The organism is Streptomyces sp. NPDC046379 (genome assembly GCF_055587785.1).
In genome coordinates, this window is sequence record NZ_JBVJFP010000007.1 from 188,706 (window position 1) to 205,988 (window position 17,283).

Genomic DNA, 17,283 nt, shown 5'->3' on the forward strand with positions numbered 1-17,283 from the left:
CTGCGGGCCACACCGAAGCCCCGGAGCATGCGCGGGCACGCCAGGCCGCACAGGGTCACGCCGAACCTACGAGACCATCCGACGACCGCCGGGCCACCCCGCCCCCTGTCCGAGGAATCCCGCCGGGCCGCCCATCGCACGGAGCCTGCGATGGCCACGCCGGCCCTGCGGGGCCACACGAGGCCGGTCCATGCCGAGCCGCAGGGGCATGCGAGGCCGCGCGGAGGCCGACGTGCAGGCCACATCAACAGCTCTGGGCCGCGCGGGCCTGCGCAGCCCTCGGGGCCGGCACGGGCCCGCGCACGGCCACGCCACGCCCCACGGGGATCACGCCCGGCCACGCCTGGCCCCCGCGGCGGTGCGGGCCGGGCCGGCCCGGCTCACAGGGTCCGCAGCAGCACCGCCGGCTGTTCCACGCAGTCCGCGACGTACCGCAGGAAGCCGCCCGCCGTGCCGCCGTCGCACACCCGGTGGTCGAAGGTGAGCGACAGCTGGACGACCTGCCGGACCGCCAGCTCGCCCTCGTGCACCCACGGCCTGGGGACGATGCGGCCGACGCCGAGCATCGCGGCCTCGGGGTGGTTGAGGATCGGCGTGGAGCCGTCGACGCCGAACACGCCGTAGTTGTTCAGCGTGAACGTGCCGCCGGTCAGCTCCCCGGGCGTGAGCGCGCCGGCGCGGGCCGCCTCGGTCAGCCGCGCGAACTCCGCGGTCAGCGACTCGGCGTCCCGTGCGTGCGCGTCCCGCACCACCGGGACGACCAGGCCCCGCTCGGTCTGCGCGGCGAAGCCGAGGTGCACCCGGTCGAACCGGACGATCTCCCTGGCCGCCTGGTCCACCGTGGAGTTCAGCTCGGGGAAGCGGGCCAGGGCTGCGGTGCAGATCCGGGCCAGCAGCGCGAGCAGGGAGATCTTCGGTCCCCCGGCGGCGTTCATCGCCGTGCGGGCCCGCATCAGCTCGGTCGCGTCGGCGTCGACCCAGCAGGTGGCGTCCGGTATCTCACGCCGGCTGCGGGAGAGCTTGTCGGCCACGGCGCCGCGGACGCCCTTGAGGGGGATGCGGGTGTCGCCGTGGACGGAGGCCGGAGCGGGGGCGGGGCGCGCGACCGGTGCAGCTGCGGGCGCCTGGGGAGACAGCGGGGTCTGCGCGGTCTGCTGGGGCAGGGCCTGCCCGTGCCGCGGTTCGGCCTGCGGGCGCGCGGTGCGTCCCTGGGCGGCGGCGGCCCGGAGGGCGTACTCCACGTCCGCGCGCAGGATCAGCCCGTCCGGGCCGGAACCGGTCAGCTCCCGCAGATCCAGCCCGTTCTCCCGGGCGAGCCGCCGGACGAGGGGCGAGATGACGGGCACGGGACCTTCGCCCCGCATGGCGTCCCCGCTGCCGTTGCCGTCGCTCCGGTCGGCGGTTTCCCCGGCGTCGGCGGCCACCGCCCGGGCGGCCGGCGCCGTCGGACGGACCCTTCTGCGCCGGGCCGGAGGGGCGCCGGTGCCGTAGCCCACCAGGACGTTGCCGGAGGACTCGCCCGGGCCGGCCTCGGAGCCGCCGTCCGCGCGGACCCCGGCAGCGGACGCCGCGGACGAGCCGTTGGCGGAAGATCCGTTGATCGACGGGCCGCCGGCCGACGGACCGGCGACGCCCGTGCCGGTCGCGGACGCGTCGGTGTGCGGCGCGTCGGAGGCGGGCGCGCCCACCGCGACCGTCAGCAGCGGCGCCCCCACGGGCAGTTCCGTGCCCTCCTCGCCGTAGCGGGCGGTGACCACACCGCCGTAGGGGCAGGGCACCTCCACCATCGCCTTGGCCGTCTCCACCTCGACCACCGGCTGGTCGACGGCGACCACGTCGCCCACCTCCACCAGCCAGCGCACGATCTCCGCCTCGGTCAGCCCCTCGCCGAGGTCGGGGAGTTTGAACTCCAGCACCTGTGCCATCAGCTCTCGGCCTCCCATTGCAGACGCGCCACCGCGTCCAGGATCCGGTCCACGCCGGGCAGGTGATGCCTCTCCAGCATCGGCGGCGGATAAGGGATGTCGAACCCGGCCACGCGCAGCACCGGCGCCTCCAGGTGGTGGAAGCAGCGCTCCGTGACCCGGGCCGCGATCTCCCCTCCCGGTCCGCCGAACCCGCCCGACTCGTGCACGACGACCGCCCGCCCGGTCCGCCGCACCGAGGCGCAGACCGTCTCGTCGTCGAACGGCACCAGGGAGCGCAGATCGACCACTTCGAGGTCCCACCCCTCGGCCCGTGCCGCCTCGGCGGCTTCGAGGCAGACGGGCACCGACGGCCCGTACGTGATGAGCGTGGCGCTCCGGCCGGAGCGCCGCACCACCGCGCGGCCGATGGGTTCAACGTGCTGCGGGTCCTGCGGGTTCCAGGCGGCCTTGGACCAGTACAGCCGCTTGGGCTCCAGGAAGACGACCGGGTCGTCGGAGGCGATTGCCGCGCGCAGCAGGCCGTAGGCGTCGGCGACGGTCGCGGGCGTCACGACGTGGAGCCCGGGGGTGGCCATGTAGTACGCCTCGGAGGAGTCGCTGTGGTGCTCGACGCCGCCGATGCCGCCGCCGTAGGGCACGCGGATGGTCAGGGGCAGCGGCATGGCGCCGCGGGTGCGGTTGCGCATCTTCGCGACGTGCGAGACGAGCTGCTCGAAGGCCGGGTAGGCGAAGGCGTCGAACTGCATCTCCACGACCGGCCGCAGCCCGTACATCGCCATGCCGACGGCCGTTCCGAGGATGCCGGCCTCGGCGAGCGGGGTGTCCGTGCAGCGGTGCTCGCCGAACTCCTCGGCGAGCCCGTCCGTGACGCGGAAGACGCCGCCGAGCGTGCCGACGTCCTCGCCGAGGACGTGCACCGCGGGATCGGCGGCCATGGCGTCGCGCATGGCGCGCGTGAGGGCCTGCGCCATGGTGGCGGGCTTCACGGCGACCGTGGTCATCGGGGTTCCCCTTCCTGGCCGGCCTCGATCTCGGCCAGCAGCTGGGCCCGCTGCTCGCGCAGCTGCGGGGTGGGCTCGGCGTAGACGTGGGCGAACAGGTCCATCGGGTCCAGCTCGGCGTCCTCGTTCATGCGGGCGCGCAGGTCGGCGGCGAGGGCCTCGGCGTCCTCGCGGGCGGCCGTCATGGCGGCGTCGTCGAGCCATCCGCGCGCGGTCAGCTCCCGCTCCAGCAGCAGGATCGGATCGTGCTCCCGCCAGAGGTCCGTTTCGGCGTTGTCGCGGTAGCGGGTGGCGTCGTCGGCGTTGGTGTGCGCGTCGACGCGGTACGTCACCGCCTCCACGAGGGTCGGACCGCCGCCCGCGCGCGCCCGGCGTACGGCGTCGGAGAGCACCTCGTGTACGGCCGCGGCGTCGTTGCCGTCGACCAGCCGCCCCGGCATGCCGTACCCGACGGCCTTGTGGGCCAGGGAGGGCGCGGCGGTCTGCTTGGCGAGCGGGACGGAGATCGCGAAGCCGTTGTTCTGCACCAGGAAGACCACGGGAGCCTGCCAGACGGCGGCGAAGTTCAGCGCCTCGTGGAAGTCGCCCTCGCTGGTGCCGCCGTCGCCGACCATGGCGAGCGCGACCACGTCGTCGCCCTTGAGCCGGGCTGCGTGCGCGAGGCCCACGGCGTGCGGGAGCTGCGTCGCCAGCGGCGTGCTGAGCGGTGCCACGCGGTGCTCGTAGGGGTCGTAGCCGGTGTGCCAGTCGCCGCGCAGCAGGGTGAGCGCCTCGACCGGGTCCACGCCGCGGGCGATGGCGGCGAGCGTGTCGCGGTAGCTGGGGAAGAGCCAGTCACGGTCCTCCAGGACGAGCGCGGCGACGACCTCGCAGGCCTCCTGGCCGGTGCTGGAGGGGTAGACGGCGAGCCGGCCCTGCTTGGTGAGGGCGGTGGCCTGCGCGTTGTAGCGGCGGCCGCGCACCAGGTGGGCGTAGAGCAGGCGCAGCAGCGCCGGGTCGGCCTGCGCGGCGGCCTCGGTGCCGAGGACGCGGTACGGAGCCGGGTCGGGCAGCAGCGGCGCGGGGTCGGTGCGGGGCTGCCAGGCGGGCGGCGGCGACGGCCGATACGCGCCACGCTGCTCCATGACCGTCATGACGGCACCTCCTTGTGGGGGCGGCGAAGGGAGGCGCGGCATGTGTGATGCGCCTCACCAACCGATTGTTCGGTCGTCGGCACATTTTGGCTACAGGGCCCCCGAGGCTGTGGACAAACGGTTCTCCACAGCCTGTGATGGACGCAGGACGTCCACAGAGGCGAGGCGGGGGGACATGGCATCTGAACAAATGGCCGACGGCCCGGAGCCCGGCGGCCCGTCGCAGCCCCCGCGTCCCCTCGACGCCATCGACCAGGACATCCTGCGGATGCTCCAGGCGGACGGCCGCGCGTCGATACGGTCCGTCGCCGAGCGGGTCCACGTCTCGCGCGCGAACGCCTACGCGCGCATCAACCGCCTGGTCGAGGACGGCGTCATCCGCGGCTTCGGGGCCCGCGTCGACCATGAGCGCGCGGGCCACGGCACCTCGGCGTACATCACCCTGAAGATCGTCCAGAACTCCTGGCGCACGGTGCGCGAACAGCTCCGGCAGCTGCCCGGGGCCTCGCACATCGCCCTGGTGGGCGGCGACTTCGACGTGCTGCTGTTGGTGCACACCCCGGACAACCGCGCCCTGCGCGAACTGGTCCTGACCCGGCTCCAGGCGATGCCGGAGGTCCTCAGCACCCGCACCCTGCTGGTGTTCGAGGAGGAGGACCTGGAGCCCCAGGGCTGACGCCCGGCGGCTGCTCAGCCCGCGCGCAGGCCGGCGAAGGCCAGCCGGACCACCGCGTCGACCACCTCGCGCTCGGCCATGCCCCGGCCGTCGGGCCGGTACCACTCCACGATCGAGTTGATCATGCCGAAGAGCAGCCGGGTCGCCAGCCGTTCCTCCACGTCGCCGCGCACGTCGCCCTCCGCGACGGCCGCCCTCAGCAGCTCGGCCACCCGGTGGTCGAAGTCGCGGCGCCGCTCCAGGGCCCACCGCTCGGTGTCCGTGTTGCCGCGCACCCGCAGCAGCAGCGTCACGTACGGCAGCTCCGCGATGAGCACCTCCACCGTGCGCCGCACGACGTGCTCGAGCCGGTCCACGGCGCGCCCCGCGCGCGCGTGCTCCTCGTCCAGGATTCCGAAGAGACCGTCCAGGGCCCGGCTGACGGCCCGCCGCAGCAGCTCCTCCTTGCCCGTGACGTGGTGGTAGATGGACGACTTGGAGATGCCGGCCGCCTTGGACAGGTGCTCCATGGAGGTGCCGTCGTAGCCGCGCTCGTTGAAGACCTGGACGGCGACCGAGAGCAGCGTCTCCGGGGTGTACGTGTCCCGCCTGGCCGTGGTCATCAGGCGCCGCCCTCCCGCTTCTCGGAGGCGTGGGCGTGGCGGTAGAGCGCCAGGGACGGCGCGTAGCGCCCGGAGGGGTCGCGCAGGTGCAGGTCGTCCAGGAGGGAGTACGCCCAGCCGCGGCCGAGGCGGCGGCTCCACTCGAAGGGGCCGAGGGGGTAGTTGACGCCCAGACGCATGGCGGTGTCGATGTCCTCCTCGGTGGCGACGCCCTTGGCGACGGCGTCGTGCGCGAGGTCGACGATCCGGGCGACCGTGCGGGCGACGATCATGCCGGGCACGTCGCCGATGACGCTGACCTTCTTGCCGAGCGCCTGGAAGAGGCCGGTGGCCTCGGCGAGGGTCTGCGCGGAGGTGTCCTGGGAGGCGGAGAGGGCGATCCGGGTGGCGCGGCGGTAGTCCAGGGCGAGGTCGAAGTAGACGACGTCGCGGAACTCCACGGACGTCTGCCCGTCGGCGAGCACCAGCTGGCCGCCGCTCGGCAGCACCAGGCGCGTGCCGTGGTCCTCGTCCTCCTCACGGACCTCGATCCCGGCCTCGCGGATCAGCGCGAGGAGTTCCCCGGCCGGCCCGAGGTCGCCCTCGGCGACGACGTGGGCGGGCGGGGCGGCCCGCTCGGCGGTGTGCGGCTCGGGGCGCTCGGCGTCCTCGCGGTGGTCGTACCAGCCGTGCCCGGTCTTGCGGCCGAGCCGGCCGGACTCCACCAGGCGGCGCTGGGCGAGCGAGGGGGCGAAGCGCACGTCCCGGAAGAACGACTCCCACACGGAGTGCGTCACGGACTCGTTGACGTCCTGCCCGATGAGGTCGGTCAGCTCGAAGGCGCCCATCCGGAAGCCGCCGGACTCCCGCAGGACCGCGTCGATGGTGGCGGGGTCGGCGCCCTGCGCCTCGTAGACCGCGAAGGCCTCGGCGTAGAAGGGCCGGGCGATGCGGTTGACGATGAAGCCGGGGGTGTCGGCGCAGGCGACCGGCGTCTTGCCCCAGGCGCGTGCCGTCTCGTACGCGCGCGTGACCGACGTGACGTCGGTGGCGAAGCCGGAGACCACCTCGACCAGCGGGAGCAGCGGCGCCGGGTTGAAGAAGTGCAGGCCGACCAGGCGGCCCGGGGCGCGCAGGGCGCCGCCGATCGCGGTGACCGACAGGGAGGAGGTGTTGGTGGCCAGCAGACAGTCGTCGCTCACGACGTCCTCCAGCGCCCGGAACAGCTCCTGCTTGACCTCCAGGCGCTCCAGGACGGCCTCGACGACCAGGGCGCAGTCCGCCAGCTCCGCGAGGCTCTCGGCGGGCCGGAGCCTGGTCTTGGCGGCGTCGCGTTCGGCGCCGGTGAGGCGGTCCTTCTCGACGAGCCGGTCGAGCCGGGCGCCGATCGCGGCGGCCGCTTCCGCGGCGCGGCCCGGGGCGGCGTCGTACAGCCGTACGGGGTGGCCCGCGACCAGCGCCACCTGGGCGATGCCCTGGCCCATGGTGCCGGTGCCGACGACCGCCATGGGGCTGCTGAGGTCGAGTGCTGTCATGTGCGCGATCCTCCCGCACGGGGTTGTCCACAGATGCGGCGGACCCCCTTGTCCCGACCGATCGTTCGGTTACTCTAACCGTGTCCGCACCTTCTCGCCCATCTCTCCACCCGTCACTCCGTCACTCCGCCCCTCTCTGTGCCCAGGTCACGAGCTCGACGAAGAGCTCCCGAGACGAGGAGTTGGTCCCGCATGCCCGCCGAACTCACCGCGCACACGCTGATCGCCCAGCACCGGCCCACCCTCGACCAGGCGCTGGAAGTGATCCGCACGCGCGCGTACTGGTCGCCGCATCCCGAGCACCCCAAGGCCTACGGGGAGAACGGCAGCCTGGACGCGGCGGCGGGCAAGGCCGCCTTCGACGCCCTGCTCGGCACCCGCCTCGACCTGGGCCAGCCCGGCACGGACGACTGGGTGGGCGGCGAGGTCTCGCCGTACGGGATCGAACTGGGCGTCACCTATCCGCACGCGGACCCGGAGGTCCTGCTGCCCGCCATGAAGGCCGGCCAGCGGGCCTGGCGGGACGCGGGCGCGGAGCTGCGCGCGATGGTGTGCCTGGAGATCCTCAAGCGGATCTCCGACCGGACGCACGAGTTCGCCCACGCGGTCATGCACACCTCCGGGCAGGCGTTCGTGATGGCGTTCCAGGCGGGCGGCCCGCACGCGCAGGACCGCGGCCTGGAGGCGGTGGCTTATGCGTACGCCGAGCAGGTCCGCACGCCCGGGACCGCCGAGTGGACCAAGCCGCAGGGCAAGCGGGACCCGCTGACGCTGACCAAGCGGTTCGTCCCGGTCCCGCGCGGGATCGCGCTGCTCATCGGCTGCAACACCTTCCCGACGTGGAACGGCTATCCGGGCCTGTTCGCCTCCCTGGCCACCGGCAACGCGGTCCTGGTCAAGCCCCACCCGCGCGCGGTGCTGCCGCTGGCGCTGACCGTGCGGGTCGCGCGGCAGGTGCTCGCCGAGGCGGGCTTCGACCCGAACCTCGTCGCGCTGGCCGCGGAGCGCCCCGGCGAGGGCATCGCCAAGACGCTCGCCACCCACCCGGCGATCCGGATCGTCGACTACACCGGGTCCACGGCGTTCGGCGAATGGCTGGAGGCCAACGCCCGCCAGGCGCAGGTCTACACCGAGAAGGCCGGCGTCAACACGATCGTCGTCGACTCCACCGCCGACTACCGGGGGATGCTCTCCAACCTGGCGTTCTCGCTGTCCCTCTACAGCGGCCAGATGTGCACCACCCCGCAGAACCTGCTCATCCCGCGCGACGGCATCGGCACCGACCAGGGCCACAAGTCCTACGACGAGGTGGTCGCCGACCTCGCCAAGGCGGTCGACGGCCTGCTCGGCGACGACGCGCGCGCGAACGCCCTCCTCGGCGCGATCGTCAATCCGGACGTGAAGGCCCGCCTGGAGGCCGCCGCCGGCCTGGGCGAGGTCGCCCTCGCCTCACGGGAGATCACCAACCCGGACTTCCCGGGCGCGGTGGTGCGCTCGCCCGTCGTCGTCAAGCTGGACGGCGCCAAGCCCGACGCCGAGGCCGCCTACATGAGCGAGTGCTTCGGCCCCGTCTCCTTCGCCGTCGCCGTCGACTCCACCGCCGACGCGCTGGAGCTGCTGCGGCGCACGGTGCGCGAGAAGGGCGCGATGACGGTCGGCGCGTACACGACCGACGAGCAGGTCGCGCGGGACATCGAGGAGGTCTGCCTGGAGGAGGCCGCCCAGCTCTCCCTCAACCTCACGGGCGGCGTCTACGTCAACCAGACGGCGGCGTTCTCCGACTTCCACGGCTCGGGCGGCAACCCGGCGGCGAACGCGGCCCTGTGCGACGGCGCGTTCGTGGCGAACCGCTTCCGGGTGGTGGAGGTCAGGCGCGAGTCCTGACACGGGCGAGGGGGCGAGCGCACACCGCGCCCGCTCCCGGCCGCCGGTCCCGCTCCGGCCGCCCAGCCGGCGGCCGACGGGTCCGGCGGCCTTCAGCCGTCGAGCCCGCGGACGCCCGACGCGCTCCAGTGGTACAGGGTCATCGCCACGCTCGTGGCGAGGTTGTAGCTGGACACCTGTGGGCGCATCGGAAGCGACACCAGGTGGTCGGCCCGGGCGCGCAGCGCGGTGGAGAGACCGGTGCGTTCCGAGCCGAAGGCCAGCAGGGCGTCGTCGGGGAGCTGCAGGGCGCGGATGTCCTCGCCCTCCGGGTCGAGGGCGTAGACGGGGCCGGGCGGCAGCGCCTCGACGGTCAGGCGCTCCACCACCGTCGCGAAGTGCAGCCCGGCGCCGCCGCGCACGACCGTGGGGTGCCAGGGGTCGAGCGTGCCGGTGGTGACCACCCCGGTCGCCCCGAATCCGGCGGCCAGCCTGATCACGGCCCCGGCGTTGCCGAGGTTGCGCGGGTTGTCGAGGACGACGACCGGCGCCGTCCGCGGCGACCGGGCCAGCGTCCGCAGTCCCGCCTCGCGGGAGGGCCGTACGGCCAGCGCGGCCACCCCGGTGGGATGCGGACGCGGCACGAGCGAGGCGTACGTCGGCTCCGGCACCGGCGTGAGCAGCGCGGCCAGCGTCTCCCGTACGTCCGGCGCCAGCTCGTCGGCGAGGGCCAGCGCGGCGTCCCGGTCGGCGGCCACCGCGACCGGCACCTCGGCCCCGAAGCGCAGGGCGTGCTTGAGGGCGTGGAAGCCGTCGAGGAGGACGCAGGCGCCGGCGAGCCGGTGCCAGTCGCTGACGGGGTCGGTCATGCCGTGAAGCCTACGCGGGCCTCTCCGGGCCGCTCGGCGTCGTCCGGCTTCCGCCGTTCCGGCACCGATTCGGGGACGGGGCCGGAGCCGGCGCCGCGCCGGAACGCCCGCTCACGCGCGCGTGCCGCCCAGCCGCCGATGCGGCGCAGGAACGGCGTCGGCAGGAACACCGCGTCCGCCGCGATCATCGCCAGCGAGAAGAACGGCAGTCCGAGCACCACCGCGATCACCGCGTGCTCGGTGATCATGACGGCCAGCAGGACGTTCTTCACCCGCCGGTGGAACAGCGTGAACGGGAAGGCGACCTGCACCAGCACGGTCCCGTACGTCACAACCATCACCATGAGTCCGCTCGCGGACAGCAGATCGGCGAGCGCCGGCCAGGGCGAGAAGTAGTCGAGGTGCAGCGGGTAGTAGACGGCGGTGCCGTCCTGCCAGCGCGAGCCCTGGATCTTGTACCAGCCGGCCGTGGCGTAGATCAGGCACGCCTCGGCCATGATCACGAACAGGGCGCCGTTGTGCAGCACGTTGGCGATCACGTCGAGCAGGATGCGGGGCTCGGCGCTCCGCGAGCGGCGCCCGACGGCCCACCACAGGCCCTGAGCCGCCCAGACCCCCCACAGCAGCGCCGGCACCAGCCAGCCCGACTCCATCCGCCCGGTCCCGGTCACCACGACCAGGGCCACACCCAGCACGGCCCACAGCAGCGGCCCGGTCCGGTCGGCGACCCGCTCCCCCCGCGCGCGTGCCGCCGCCTCGCGCCGGGCGCGCCGCGCGTCCAGCGACCACACCTGCCCGCACCGCGTGAACACCAGGTAGATGGCCATCAGGTGCAGGACGTTGTCCCCGCCGTCGCCCATGAAGACGCTGCGGTTCTGCAGCGACAGCACGCCGACCATGAACAGGACGGACGTCGTCCGGGTGCGCCAGCCCAGCGCCAGCAGCAGGCTCGCCGCCACGGCGAGCAGGTAGACGGCCTCGAACCACACCTTCGAGTCCGACCACATCAGGACGGTGAACGCCCCGTTCATCGAGATCAGCTGCTCGGCCAGGCCCCAGGACCACGGCCCGTCGGGGCCGTACATCTCGTGCCGGTGGGGAAGCTCGCGCAGCAGGAACAGCAGCCAGGTGCCGGCGAACCCGATGCGGATCACGGCGGTCTGGTAGGGGCCGAGGGCGGACTCGGTGACCCGGGCGATGCCGCGCGAGACGGCCATGACCCAGCGGTTCATCGGTTGCCCCCCGCGGCCTCGTCGGTGCCTCCCGTGGCCTCGGCCGCCGGCACGGACCACCAGGGCAGCACCCGGTCGAGGGGCTTCAGCGAGACCCGCTCGCCGCTCCACTCGGGCGGCCGGACGTTGGTCGTGCGGGCCCTGAGCTGCACCAGCTCGATGGTGCCGCCCGGCCCGGCGGCCTCCGCCCGGTCGAGACGCAGCACGGCGATGCGGCGCAGGTACGACTCGCTGAGCGTCCCGCGCGTGCCGGTGGCGCGGTTGTCGCCGTCGTGCGTGGCGGCGAAGAAGTCCCAGGCGCGGCGCAGCTCGTTCTGCTGGGTGTGGCTCGGCAGCAGGTTGCCGTCGATGGCCCGGCCGTCCTGCGCCGACAGGTCGTACCAGCCGGTGACGCGCGAGGCGCCGTCCGCGCCGCGTGTCTGGGCGCGCACCTGAACGGCGATGTTCTGCTGGAGCGGGTTGGGCGCGAACAGTTTCCAGTTCTGCTCGAACTCCGGATAGACCCAGTCCTGGACGACCTGGCCGTGCTTCTTGGTGACCGTGTTCGACGGCGCGACGTGCAGGAACACCATCCCGAGGTGGACGCAGACGGTGATCGCGACGACGGCGAGGGCGAGCGCGACGCCGACCTGGTAGCGCGGGGACAGGGCGGCTATGCCCAAGCGGGGGTCGCCCGACGCCGGCTCGGCCGCCGGCTCGACCGTCGAATCCGCGGGCGCCCCGGCCTTCGGCGGAGCCCCGGGCCCGGGCGTCGTCGGGGGATCGCCGAGGCCGCCGGCCCGTGCTCCGCCCGTGGTCCGCCGCGGGTCCCCCTGCGGCTCCCTCTCCGGCTCCCGGCCCGGCGGAGCGGCGGCAGCGCCCGCCGCGGCGTCGTCCGTTTCCCTCGCGCCCTGCGCGTCCATCACGCCCCGTTTCCCGTTTTCCGGTCAGTCGTCCGCCGCCCGGCGGCCCGGCCCTTTCGCAGGCGGCCTTCGCAAGCACCCCTCGTGGGCGGCCCCGCGGGCGGCCCCTCGCAGGCGAACGGTACTCAGCCCCGCCCCGCCCGGCACAGCCCTCTCCACAGCCCGCCCCGTGAGTTGTCCACAGCGGTTGACACCTTACGGCGCTCGGCCGACCATGGAATCGCACGAACCGAACGATCGGTCGGGAGACTGTTCCGGGCACTGCCGAGGCGAGGGGACCCCATGGCGACAGCAGCCGCGCACCCAACGGACCGCACAGCGACGGTCGGCGTCCACGACGCCACAGCCACCGACGACACCGCCGCCATCGCCGCCCACCAGCGCGCCTTCGACGCCGCCGTGGCCGCCGACGAGCGCATCGAGCCCCGTGACTGGATGCCCGACGCCTACCGAGCGACCCTCGTCCGTCAGATCGCCCAGCACGCCCACTCCGAGATCATCGGCATGCAGCCGGAGGCCAACTGGATCACCCGCGCCCCCTCACTGCGCCGCAAGGCCATCCTCATGGCCAAGGTTCAGGACGAGGCGGGCCACGGCCTGTATCTCTACAGCGCCGCCGAGACGCTCGGCACCAGCCGGGACGAACTGCTCGACAAGCTCCACTCCGGCCGCCAGAAGTACTCCTCGATCTTCAACTACCCCACGCTGACCTGGGCCGACGTCGGCGCGATCGGCTGGCTGGTGGACGGCGCCGCCATCACCAACCAGGTGCCGCTGTGCCGCTGCTCCTACGGTCCGTACGCGCGGGCGATGGTGCGCATCTGCAAGGAGGAGTCCTTCCACCAGCGCCAGGGGTACGAGCTGCTGCTGGCGCTCAGCCGCGGCACCCCCGAGCAGCACGCGATGGCGCAGGACGCCGTGGACCGCTGGTGGTGGCCGTCCCTGATGATGTTCGGGCCGCCCGACGACGAGTCCCAGCACTCCGCGCAGTCGATGGCCTGGAAGATCAAGCGGCACTCCAACGACGAGCTGCGCCAGCGTTTCGTCGACATCTGCGTCCCCCAGGCCGAGTCCCTGGGCCTGACCCTCCCGGACCCCGACCTGAAGTGGAACGAGGAGCGCGGGCACTACGACTTCGGTCCGATCGACTGGACCGAGTTCTGGGAGGTCCTCAAGGGGACCGGCCCGTGCAACGAGCAGCGGCTGTCCCGGCGCAGGCAGGCGCACGAGGACGGCGCGTGGGTCCGCGAGGCCGCCGCGGCGTACGCGGCCAAGCACACCGGCGAGCACGAAGGGGCACGCGCATGAGCAGCACGACCGACTGGCCGCTGTGGGAGGTCTTCGTCCGCTCCCGGCGCGGGCTGTCCCACACCCACGCGGGCAGCCTGCACGCCCCGGACGCCGAGCTGGCCCTGCGCAACGCGCGCGACCTGTACACCCGGCGCGGCGAGGGCGTATCCCTCTGGGTCGTCCCGTCCGCCGCGATCACGGCCTCCTCGCCCGACGAGAAGGACCCCTTCTTCGACCCGGCCGCTGACAAGCCCTACCGCCATCCCACGTTCTACGACATCCCGGAGGGGGTGCAGCACCTGTGACCACGACGCCCGCCAAGGACACCGTCCCCACGACGGCCGCCCTCGCCCTCGGCGACGACGCCCTGGTGCTCTCCCACCGCCTGGGGGAGTGGGCCGGACAGGCGCCCGTGCTGGAGGAGGAGGTCGCCCTCGCCAACATCGCCCTGGACCTGCTCGGCCAGGCCCGGGTCCTGCTGTCGCTGGTCGGCGACGAGGACGAGCTGGCCTACCTGCGCGAGGAGCGGGCCTTTTGCAACCTCCAGCTGGTGGAGCAGCCGAACGGCGACTTCGCCCACACCATCGCCCGCCAGCTGTACTTCTCCACTTACCAGCACCTCCTCTACGACCGGCTGGCCGGCGGGGACGGCCCCTTCGCGCCCCTGGCCGCCAAGGCCGTCAAGGAGGTCGCCTACCACCGCGACCACGCCGAGCAGTGGACGCTGCGGCTCGGCGACGGCACGCAGCTGAGCCATGAGCGGATGCACCGTGCGTGCGAGGCGCTGTGGCGATTCACCGGCGAGATGTTCCAGCCGGTGGAGGGCCTGGACGTGGACGGCGAGGCGCTGAAGGCGGACTGGCTGGCGTCGGTCGGCGCCGTCCTGCGCCGTGCCACGCTGGAGCTTCCCGAGGGTCCGCAGTCGGGCGCGTGGACGGCGGGCGCGGGCCGGCAGGGCCTGCACACCGAGTCGTTCGGGCGGATGCTCGCCGAGATGCAGCACCTGCACCGCAGCCATCCGGGGGCGTCGTGGTGACGGCCACCGCCCTGGAGGCGGAGCTGCTGGAGGTCGCCGGCTCGGTGCCCGACCCCGAACTGCCCGTACTCACCCTGCGCGAGCTGGGCGTGGTCCGCGCGGTGCGGCTGCGCGGCACGGACGCCGTCGAGGTCGACCTCACCCCGACCTACACCGGCTGCCCCGCCATCGAGGCCATGTCCGTGGACATAGAGCGCGCGCTGCACGAGCACGGGGTGCGTGAGGTCACGGTCCGCACCGTGCTCTCGCCCGCCTGGTCGACGGACGACATCAGCCCCGAGGGCCGGCGCAAGCTCCTCGAGTTCGGCATAGCCCCGCCCCGCGTGCGCACCGCCTCGGGACCGGTGCCGGTGACACTGGGCCGCACCCGCACGGACGCGGGCGCCGCCCCCCGCACGGGCACGGCCCCCGCGCCCGCCCCGGAGCCCGAGCCGGTCCGCTGCCCGCACTGCGGGGCCGCCGACACGGAGCTGCTCAGCCGCTTCTCCTCCACCGCCTGCAAGGCGCTGCGGCGGTGCCTGTCCTGCCGTGAACCGTTCGACCACTTCAAGGAGTTGTGATGGCCCGCTTCCACCCGCTCCCGGTGGCCGCGGTCGACCGGCTCACCGACGACTCCGTCGCCCTCACCCTCACCGTCCCCGAGGAACTGCGCGAGCAGTACCGCTTCTCCCCCGGCCAGCACCTCGCGCTGCGCCGGGAGATCGACGGCAGGGAGGTCCGGCGCACCTACTCGATCTGCTCCCCCGCCCCGGCCACGGACGCCGGACCGCGCACGCTGCGGGTCGGGGTGCGGCTGCTGGAGGGTGGCGCGTTCTCGACGTACGCGCTCAAAGAGATCAACATCGGGGACGAGCTGGAGGTGATGACCCCGGCGGGCCGCTTCACCCTGGACCCGGCGCCCGGCCTGTACGCGGCGATCGTCGGCGGCAGCGGGATCACCCCGGTGCTGTCCATCGTCTCGACCCTGCTGGCACGCGAACCCCGGGCCCGCTTCTGCCTGATACGCAGCGACCGCACCGCCGCCTCGACGATGTTCCTGGAAGAGGTCGCCGACCTGAAGGACCGCTACCCGCAGCGGTTCCAGCTGGTCACGGTCCTCTCCCGCGAGGAACAGCAGGCGGGCCTGCCCTCCGGGCGGCTCGACCGGGAGCGGCTGACCGGGCTGCTGCCCGCGCTGCTGCCGGTGGCCGAGGTGGCGGGCTGGTTCCTGTGCGGGCCGTACGGGCTGGTCCAGGAGGGCGAGCGGGCACTGCGCGAGCTGGGCGTCCCGCGTGCCCGGATCCACGAGGAGATCTTCCATGTGGAGACGGGCGAGACGGGAGGCACCGGCACGTCCACGGCAGCCACCACCGCTCCCGCGCCCGCACACAGCACGGTCACCGCCCGGCTCGACGGCCGCGGCGGAACCTGGCCCGTCCGGGCCGGGGAGTCCCTGCTGGAGACGGTCCTGCGCAACCGCCCCGACGCCCCCTACGCCTGCAAGGGCGGGGTGTGCGGCACCTGCCGGGCCTTCCTGGTCTCCGGCGAGGTCCGCATGGACCGCAACTTCGCGCTCGAGACGGAGGAGACGGAGGCCGGATACGTGCTGGCGTGCCAGTCGCATCCGGTGACGGAGAGGGTTGAGCTGGACTTCGACAGATGACGGCCGCGCCGGCCGGTGAACGAGCGGTCGGCGCCAGGAACGGCCGACGGCAGGAACGGCGGACGGCAGGAACGGCCGACGGTCAGCGGGCGCCGGACAGGCGCCGGACAGGCGCCGGACCATCGAGCGCCGGGGGCGCTACAGCACGAACCCCGGTTCGCCCTGGTCCGTAACGACGGGTCGGCCCGCCGCCGCCCACACCTGCATGCCTCCGTCGACGTTCACCGCGTCGATGCCGCGCTGGACGAGGTACATCGTGACCTGGGCCGACCGCCCGCCCGAACGGCAGATCACATGGACGCGGCCGTCCTGCGGGGCAGCCTCGGTCAGCTCGTCGTAGCGGGCGACGAACTCGCTGATCGGGATGTGCTGCGCGCCCTCGGCATGGCCGGCCTGCCACTCGTCGTTCTCGCGGACGTCCAGCAGGAAGTCGTCGTCCTTGAGGTCCGTGACCTCGACCGTGGGGACACCAGCTCCGAAGTTCATGCCTCCGACGCTACCCGACGGACGGCCGAGCCCGACCGGAGGACGAGGCCGACCGGGCCGACCGCTCCCGTGCCGCCCTTCAGGCCTGGCCGGGACCGGTCAGTCGGGAGCGGTCAGCTCCGCAAGCTCGGCCTCGCGGCCCGCGACCTCCGCCAGCAGTTGCTCGGCGATCTCCTCCAGGAGGCGGTCGGGGTCCTCCGGAGCGAGCCGCAGCATGGAGCCGATGGCGCTCTCCTCCAGCTCGCGGGCGATGACGGTGAGCAGTTCCTTGCGCCGGGAGAGCCAGTCGAGGCGGGCGTACAGCTCCTCGCTCGGGCTCGGCGCGCGCTCCCGGGGCGCCGGGCCGGCCGCCCACTCCTCGGCCAGCTCGCGCAGCAGCGCCTCGTCGCCACGGGCGTACGCGGTGTTCACGCGGGTGATGAACTCCTCACGCCGCTTGCGCTCGTCCTCCTCCTGCGCCAGGTCGGGGTGGGCCTTGCGGGCCAGCTCGCGATAGAGACGGCGGGCCTCCTCGCTGGGGCGAACCCGCTGCGGGGGCCGAACCGGCTGGTCGGTGAGCATCGCGGCGGCCTCCGGGAACAGGCCGTCGCCGTCCATCCAGCCGTGGAACAGCTCCTCCACGCTGGGCATCGGCACCACCCGGGCCCGCAGTTCCTGCGCGCGCCGCAGATCCTCGGGGTCGCCGCTCCTCGCGGCCCTGGCCTCCGCTATCTGCGCGTCCAGCTCCTCGAGCCGGGCGTACATGGGACCGAGCTTCTGGTGGTGCAGCCGGGAGAAGTTCTCGACCTCGACACGGAACGTCTCGACCGCGATCTCGTACTCGATCAGCGCCTGCTCGGCCGCCCGCACCGCCCGCTCCAGCCGTTCCTCGGGCCGGGGCGCACCGTCCTCGGGCGTCGCCCGCTCATCACCGGCGACACCACCCTGCTCAGCTTCCGGGGTAGTCACCCGACCAGCGTAGGCCACGCCCTCACCCGCACCGCCGCCCGAGGATCGCCTCAGCGCCACCGACGCCACGGTCAGCCGACACCAAGCCTCGGTCAGCCGCCGCCGACCCGTCGGTCAGCCAACCACGTTCGGCCAAACCCCGTCGCAACCGAACCCCGCCC

General features: G+C 73.7%; 17 protein-coding genes. 7 read left to right on the forward strand and 10 right to left on the reverse strand.

All coding sequences use genetic code 11. From position 1 onward, the window contains the following. Positions 1-380 precede the first annotated feature (380 nt). Genes ACZ6KF_RS15060 through pdhA form a run of 3 tightly spaced genes read right to left on the reverse strand, consistent with a single transcriptional unit; the run spans position 381 to position 4,062 of the window. Positions 381-1,925, reverse strand: a complete 1,545-nt coding sequence (locus ACZ6KF_RS15060; protein ID WP_469175707.1) for a dihydrolipoamide acetyltransferase family protein — start codon at positions 1,923-1,925, stop codon at positions 381-383. Beyond that, positions 1,925-2,929, reverse strand: a complete 1,005-nt coding sequence (locus ACZ6KF_RS15065) for an alpha-ketoacid dehydrogenase subunit beta (protein ID WP_356629265.1) — start codon at positions 2,927-2,929, stop codon at positions 1,925-1,927. Before ACZ6KF_RS15065 ends, ACZ6KF_RS15060 begins: the two co-directional genes overlap by 1 nt. Then, entirely contained in the window at positions 2,926-4,062 is a 1,137-nt protein-coding gene (pdhA, locus tag ACZ6KF_RS15070) for a pyruvate dehydrogenase (acetyl-transferring) E1 component subunit alpha (protein ID WP_469238634.1), read from the reverse strand. The genes ACZ6KF_RS15065 and pdhA overlap by 4 nt, the downstream gene beginning before the upstream one ends. Before the next feature lie 175 nt (positions 4,063-4,237). On the opposite strand from pdhA, the gene ACZ6KF_RS15075 reads away from it, so the two are divergent. Continuing rightward, entirely contained in the window at positions 4,238-4,738 is a 501-nt protein-coding gene (locus ACZ6KF_RS15075; protein WP_469158852.1) for an Lrp/AsnC family transcriptional regulator, read from the forward strand. A 14-nt stretch (positions 4,739-4,752) separates the two neighbouring features. Here the strand turns inward: ACZ6KF_RS15075 and ACZ6KF_RS15080 are convergent, their stop codons facing one another. Further along, a complete protein-coding gene (locus tag ACZ6KF_RS15080) occupies positions 4,753-5,340 on the reverse strand; it encodes a TetR/AcrR family transcriptional regulator (protein ID WP_356629269.1) in 588 nt (195 codons plus the stop codon). Further along, positions 5,340-6,854 carry a 3-hydroxyacyl-CoA dehydrogenase gene (locus ACZ6KF_RS15085; RefSeq protein ID WP_469238636.1) on the reverse strand — a complete coding sequence of 505 codons (1,515 nt, stop codon included), beginning with the start codon at positions 6,852-6,854 and terminating at the stop codon, positions 5,340-5,342. Before ACZ6KF_RS15085 ends, ACZ6KF_RS15080 begins: the two co-directional genes overlap by 1 nt. A gap of 192 nt (positions 6,855-7,046) precedes the next feature. On the opposite strand from ACZ6KF_RS15085, the gene paaN reads away from it, so the two are divergent. Beyond that, on the forward strand, positions 7,047-8,738 hold the full coding sequence (gene paaN, locus ACZ6KF_RS15090; RefSeq protein ID WP_356629273.1) for a phenylacetic acid degradation protein PaaN: 1,692 nt from the start codon (positions 7,047-7,049) through the stop codon (positions 8,736-8,738). Between the two features lie 92 nt (positions 8,739-8,830). On the opposite strand, the gene ACZ6KF_RS15095 is transcribed toward paaN, so the two are convergent. The 3 genes from ACZ6KF_RS15095 to ACZ6KF_RS15105 are packed head-to-tail and all read right to left on the reverse strand — an operon-like array spanning position 8,831 to position 11,720. After that, a complete protein-coding gene (locus ACZ6KF_RS15095) occupies positions 8,831-9,586 on the reverse strand; it encodes a TrmH family RNA methyltransferase (RefSeq protein ID WP_469238638.1) in 756 nt (251 codons plus the stop codon). Then, positions 9,583-10,818 carry an HTTM domain-containing protein gene (locus tag ACZ6KF_RS15100; RefSeq protein WP_469175710.1) on the reverse strand — a complete coding sequence of 412 codons (1,236 nt, stop codon included), beginning with the start codon at positions 10,816-10,818 and terminating at the stop codon, positions 9,583-9,585. Before ACZ6KF_RS15100 ends, ACZ6KF_RS15095 begins: the two co-directional genes overlap by 4 nt. Next, positions 10,815-11,720: a DUF5819 family protein gene (locus tag ACZ6KF_RS15105; protein ID WP_469238740.1), complete on the reverse strand. Its 906-nt coding sequence runs from the start codon at positions 11,718-11,720 to the stop codon at positions 10,815-10,817. Before ACZ6KF_RS15105 ends, ACZ6KF_RS15100 begins: the two co-directional genes overlap by 4 nt. 282 nt (positions 11,721-12,002) lie before the next feature. Between ACZ6KF_RS15105 and paaA the strand changes: the two genes are divergently transcribed. From paaA to ACZ6KF_RS15130, 5 genes are read left to right on the forward strand one after another with little or no spacing between them, the layout of a single operon-like run. Further along, the gene (gene paaA, locus ACZ6KF_RS15110; RefSeq protein WP_469238640.1) at positions 12,003-13,028 is read left to right on the forward strand and encodes a 1,2-phenylacetyl-CoA epoxidase subunit PaaA; all 1,026 of its coding nucleotides are present in this window, start codon (positions 12,003-12,005) and stop codon (positions 13,026-13,028) included. Further along, complete coding sequence (gene paaB / locus ACZ6KF_RS15115; protein ID WP_356629281.1) at positions 13,025-13,315, forward strand: 1,2-phenylacetyl-CoA epoxidase subunit PaaB; 291 nt, start codon at positions 13,025-13,027, stop codon at positions 13,313-13,315. Before paaA ends, paaB begins: the two co-directional genes overlap by 4 nt. Continuing rightward, positions 13,312-14,046, forward strand: coding sequence for a 1,2-phenylacetyl-CoA epoxidase subunit PaaC (paaC, locus tag ACZ6KF_RS15120; protein ID WP_356629283.1), 735 nt, complete (start codon positions 13,312-13,314; stop codon positions 14,044-14,046). The genes paaB and paaC overlap by 4 nt, the downstream gene beginning before the upstream one ends. Further along, a complete protein-coding gene (gene paaD, locus ACZ6KF_RS15125) occupies positions 14,040-14,606 on the forward strand; it encodes a 1,2-phenylacetyl-CoA epoxidase subunit PaaD (protein ID WP_356629285.1) in 567 nt (188 codons plus the stop codon). Before paaC ends, paaD begins: the two co-directional genes overlap by 7 nt. Continuing rightward, the gene (locus tag ACZ6KF_RS15130) at positions 14,606-15,688 is read left to right on the forward strand and encodes a 2Fe-2S iron-sulfur cluster-binding protein (protein ID WP_469238642.1); all 1,083 of its coding nucleotides are present in this window, start codon (positions 14,606-14,608) and stop codon (positions 15,686-15,688) included. Before paaD ends, ACZ6KF_RS15130 begins: the two co-directional genes overlap by 1 nt. 138 nt (positions 15,689-15,826) lie before the next feature. Here the strand turns inward: ACZ6KF_RS15130 and ACZ6KF_RS15135 are convergent, their stop codons facing one another. Beyond that, positions 15,827-16,174 (reverse strand): rhodanese-like domain-containing protein, encoded by a 348-nt coding sequence (locus tag ACZ6KF_RS15135; protein ID WP_469238644.1) that lies wholly within the window; start codon positions 16,172-16,174, stop codon positions 15,827-15,829. A 99-nt stretch (positions 16,175-16,273) separates the two neighbouring features. After that, the gene (locus ACZ6KF_RS15140; RefSeq protein WP_469238647.1) at positions 16,274-17,122 is read right to left on the reverse strand and encodes a hypothetical protein; all 849 of its coding nucleotides are present in this window, start codon (positions 17,120-17,122) and stop codon (positions 16,274-16,276) included. Positions 17,123-17,283: the final 161 nt, after the last annotated feature.